Raw genomic sequence first — 4,615 nt, 5'->3', positions numbered from 1 at the left:
ATGATGACCGGTTATATGTCCGCCTTTGCGTTCTGGCTGCTGGAAACATTCCCGCTTTTGGGGCGCATTGGTTGACGGGCCAGGAAGAACCTTCCAACAGTTAATGGCTTTCTTAGCAGTGACTTGTGCGCGCTATTTTTTGCCGAAAAATTGGAAGAAAACAGCAAAGTACACGTCGTGTGAGACACTTCGAACAAAATACTTGACCTTCCAGTGACTGGAACCTTCATACTTGCTTAAACAGCAGACAATCAGAGGTTCAGATGCAAAACCATAATCACGTGCAAATAAAACTTGATGGCATAACCTGCTCCTCTTGCGTAGCAAGAATCGAGCAAACTCTATCCGCGATGAAAGGTGTCGGAGAAGTATCGGTCAATCAGGCGAATGAGACAGCCCGAATGAAGGTCGACAAGGCGCAAAGGCTTGTCGAGATTGCTCAAGCGCTTCAGAAACTTGGTTATGCCCCCCAATATGGCAACGTAACTCTAAGTGTGAATTCAATGTCATGCGCCTCTTGTGTTAATCGCATCTCAAAGTCGCTTGGCCAAGTCACCGGCGTAATAGACGTAGCCGTCAACCTTCCAGCTGAGACTGTAGCGGTGAAATTCCTACAGAATGTTGTCTCTCCGACTGAATTGTCCTCCCAACTGACTGCTTCCGGTTATCCATCTGAGATCAAAGAAACAACGGACAGTTCTATCAAGAATAAACAGGTTGCGCGTGAAATAGCCTACCGTACGCTTTGGGCTGCTTTGCTAACTCTGCCTATTTTTCTGACCGAAATGGGCGGTCATATCATCCCGGAACTTGCTAATGTTATCGAAAGCACGATCGGGCAGCAAACTTACTGGACGCTGCAATTTATCTTAACAACAGCAATTCTTGCCGGGCCGGGCAGATACTTCTTCATCAGAGGTGTCCCTTCTCTTCTGAAAGGTTCTCCAGATATGAACAGTCTGGTCGCACTCGGAACGGGAGCGGCTTATATATTCTCTACCGTTTCCACATTTCTTCCTGAACTTATACCTGTGGAAGTTCGCGCAGTATATTTCGAAGCCGCAGCAGTCATCATTGTTCTCATCCTGCTTGGCCGTTTTCTGGAAGCCCGTGCAAAGGGGAGGACTGGAGCGGCGATCCAAAAACTTCTGGGACTTCAAGTTATAGAAGCACGAGTACAACGCGATGGCGAAAGCGTCATTGTTCCTGTTGATGACCTTCAAGTTGGCGATGTTATTATAGTGCGCCCGGGTGAACGAATCCCGGTTGATGGTGTAATTGTTGAGGGAAACAGTCATATTGACGAGAGCATGATAACGGGCGAGCCAATTCCTGTTGCCAAACAAGCTGATTCAAAAGTCACAGGAGGAACCGTGAATGGTGCAGGAGGCTTCAGTTTTCGCGCAACTCGTGTTGGTGAAGACACAACATTATCGCAAATAATTCGGATGGTTGAAGAAGCCCAATCCACCAAACTTCCCATTCAGAGTCTGGTTGATCGCGTAACTCAATGGTTTGTACCTGCAGTCATGTTTTTTTCTGCACTAAGTGTCTTGGCATGGTTTTTGTTCGGTCCTGAGCCAGCCGTTACAATGGCGTTGGTGGCAGGTGTTTCTGTTCTAATAATAGCCTGTCCTTGCGCAATGGGGTTAGCCACACCAACCTCCATCATGGTTGGAACAGGTCGTGCAGCTGAAATGGGTATTTTGTTTCGCAAGGGAGACGCACTTCAGGAACTTCGTTCCGTTCAGATCGTTGCGCTCGACAAGACTGGTACTTTGACGGAAGGGCGGCCAGAGGTAACCGATTTTGTGGTTGCTCAAGGCTTCACAAAACTTGAAGTTTTAAGGTATGTAGCTGCTGTTGAAGCCAGATCGGAACACCCGATTGCCAACGCAATCGTATCTACGGCGCGCCGTGAGAATATTGACGCAGACCAACCAGTTACAGATTTCACCTCATTCACTGGTTACGGCGTCCGAGCAAAGGTTGATGATGCAACTGTCCTAGTTGGAACTGAACGCCTGATGCGACGAGAACAGATTGATCTCAAAGATTTTCCTGCAGTTGTTCAAAAGCTCTCACGAAACGGGCGAACAGCATTGTACGCAGCAATTGACGGACAGGTTGCTGCTGTTATCGGAGTGTCAGATCCTGTAAAGCCTTCAAGCAGGGACGTGATAAAAGCGCTTCACAGCCTTGACCTGAAAGTCGCAATGATAACAGGTGACAGTCTTGAGACTGCACAGGTAATTGCAGAGGAAACTGGAATTGATCATGTAGTTGCTGGAGTGTTGCCAGACGGCAAGGTTGCGGCCTTGAATGATCTTCGTGGAGAGGGGCGGAAGATTGCATTTGTTGGTGACGGTATTAATGACGCACCTGCTCTCGCTCATGCCGATGTTGGGATCGCGATAGGCACAGGCACTGACGTGGCAATTGAGTCGGCAGATATTGTTCTGATGTCTGGCGATCTTGGCGGCGTCATCAATGCCTTTGAAGTATCCAACCGGACGATGCGAAACATTCAGCAAAATCTGTTTTGGGCTTTTGGCTATAACACCGCACTTATCCCTGTTGCTGCAGGTCTGCTTTATCCTTTCTCTGGAATTCTGCTCACTCCTGTTCTCGCAGCAGGCGCAATGGCGTTGTCTTCGGTCTTTGTTTTAACAAATGCATTGCGGCTCCGTAAAATTGTGCCGGTAATGCGTATGTTGTGATCGCGTGATTGGATTGAGAAAGAACTGAAAAGTTCTATTAGATCGTGAGTGCGTCAAAGTACCGGTAGGAGAAGTTCTTCTCGGCAAGAACCTCTCTTACCCAATACCGGATTAAGGAGCGATTAAATGACGACCTCAAGTGATGAACAATTGGAGTATGTAGTTTTGCATGCTTTCAAACATGCCTGCAGCTGCGAAAGGCTTGATATTGCCGAATTTATGCTAAGAGCCCTTGAAAAGCTTGATCAGGAGCGAACGGAACATGACACCGTGGATCGTCCATTGATGGATGCGTATCGTGATTTGACGGCAAGCTCACAGCATCACAATAATTGATAGCTGGGGTGGTAAGGTCAATTGGAACACTTGAATTAACATTTCAAAGTATCCTTCATCTTTCAGCAAACCGAGTTTCACATGGCACGGCTTGATTCGTGTGAAGAAGAGTTGGTGGTTTTCTCAATTGGCAACTGAATGCAGCACAGGTGTTCCATGTCTGCACCCAATTAAAGAACGGGGTACAGAAACAGACTCGCCATAGGCCATTGATTGTTGCCCCAGACATTTTATCGCCTGATCCGACGCAGGAAGTACGCCAGAAATGGGCAATAGGTCATGCCGTGAGCGATTTTTGCCCGCAACGGACACTGCTCTTAACCCTTGATAGCCAGAATGCGTTTGGCGCCGTTCAGTACAATGACCCCGGCGATGGTGCCGATGATCAGGTCCGGATAATTGGACCCGGTCCACGCGACCAAAACGCCGGCGGTGATGACCCCCAGATTGATCACCACGTCATTGGCCGAGAATATCCAGCTTGCCTTCATGTGCGCCCCGCCCTCCCGATGTTTGGATATGAGCAGCAGACAACTGGCATTGGCAATCAATGCGACGAATGCGATAGCCATCATCACCAACGATTCAGGCTCACTGCCAAATACAAAGCGTCTCACCACCTCCGCTAGTGCTCCAACAGCCAGAATTAGCTGCAGAACACCAGCAAGATGCGCGGCACGCACCTGCATTCTTATGCTATGCCCAACAGCATAAAGGGCGAGCCCGTATACCGCCGCATCTGCGAAATTATCAAGAGACTCACTAATTAGGCCAGTGGACTGGGCTGCCAGGCCGGAAATCATTTCTATTAGAAATAGGAGTGCATTGATGCCAAGCAACCAGCGCAGGGTGCCTGCTTCTTGTTTGATAGAGGTAGTTGAGGCTTCGGCGGTCTTGATGGTCTCTGGATCGGCTGCGGTGCTTTCCTGAAGCGTAGCGCCTAGCCCCAAGGTCTCCAACTTTGTAGTGATAGCGGCAACTTCGCCATTGTGTACGACCTCCAACTGGTGGTTCGACAAGTCGAAGGACAAGGTCTGAATCTCCTTAAGGCCATTCAGGGCGAGGCGGATTATTCGTTCTTCTGACGGGCAGTCCATTTTTGGCACTGCATAAATACTGATCCATTGCTCTGATGCTTCGGAGGCGTTCGGTTCATCGGTATTCGATGGCGGAGGTGCATCACTACCAGAAAGGCTATCACAGAATATACTCATGACATGGTTCCACTTTAAATTACAGTGTTACCATTCAAAACTATATAGTAACTATAAGGTCAATAGGGTGGAGAGGACAAATGCGCATTGGTCAGTTGGCACGGTTAGTAGAGATCGACACACAAACAATCCGCTTCTATGAACAGCAGGGCCTATTGCCGTCGGTAGGGCGGAGAGAAAACGGCTACCGCGTCTATACCAAAAAGCATGGTCAACGGTTGAGATTTATCCGTCGCTGCAGAATTCTGGGTCTATCTCTGGCGGAGATTTCCGAACTACAGCAGCATCAGGATGAGCCTCATCAGCCTTGTAATGCGGTCAACGTTTTACTTGATGATCACATAT

Annotated in this window: 4 protein-coding genes and 1 pseudogene; 3 read left to right on the top strand and 2 right to left on the bottom strand. The window is 48.6% G+C overall.

What is annotated here, in order from left to right; all coding sequences use genetic code 11:
* The first annotated feature begins 263 nt into the window (after window positions 1–263).
* Entirely contained in the window at window positions 264–2,720 is a 2,457-nt protein-coding gene (locus tag AAC599_RS19980) for a heavy metal translocating P-type ATPase (protein ID WP_063093927.1), read from the top strand.
* A 126-nt stretch (window positions 2,721–2,846) separates the two neighbouring features.
* The gene (locus AAC599_RS19975) at window positions 2,847–3,056 is read left to right on the top strand and encodes a hypothetical protein (RefSeq protein ID WP_062956569.1); all 210 of its coding nucleotides are present in this window, start codon (window positions 2,847–2,849) and stop codon (window positions 3,054–3,056) included.
* A 133-nt stretch (window positions 3,057–3,189) separates the two neighbouring features.
* Here the strand turns inward: AAC599_RS19975 and AAC599_RS19970 are convergent.
* Window positions 3,190–3,368: pseudogene (locus tag AAC599_RS19970) on the bottom strand (signal peptidase II); the annotation flags it as partial.
* Window positions 3,369–3,373: 5 nt separating this feature from the next.
* On the bottom strand, window positions 3,374–4,270 hold the full coding sequence (locus AAC599_RS19965; protein ID WP_340152135.1) for a cation transporter: 897 nt from the start codon (window positions 4,268–4,270) through the stop codon (window positions 3,374–3,376).
* Window positions 4,271–4,350: 80 nt separating this feature from the next.
* On the opposite strand from AAC599_RS19965, the gene AAC599_RS19960 reads away from it, so the two are divergent.
* Window positions 4,351–4,615 (top strand): MerR family transcriptional regulator (locus tag AAC599_RS19960; RefSeq protein ID WP_340152134.1); only part of this gene is annotated, 265 nt, incomplete at its 3' end.

Source organism: uncultured Sneathiella sp., from assembly GCF_963976355.1.
GTDB lineage: Bacteria > Pseudomonadota > Alphaproteobacteria > Sneathiellales > Sneathiellaceae > Sneathiella.
Note: the sequence above shows the minus strand (reverse complement) of the source record. Positions and strands in the feature narration are given on the sequence as shown.

Excerpts from the sequence above, each read along its gene's own strand:
- AAC599_RS19980 (WP_063093927.1), top strand. The coding sequence starts at position 264 with ATGCAAAACCATAATCACGTGCAAATAAAACTTGATGGCATAACCTGC.
- AAC599_RS19975 (WP_062956569.1), top strand. The coding sequence starts at position 2,847 with ATGACGACCTCAAGTGATGAACAATTGGAGTATGTAGTTTTGCATGCT.
- AAC599_RS19965 (WP_340152135.1), bottom strand. The coding sequence starts at position 4,270 with ATGAGTATATTCTGTGATAGCCTTTCTGGTAGTGATGCACCTCCGCCA.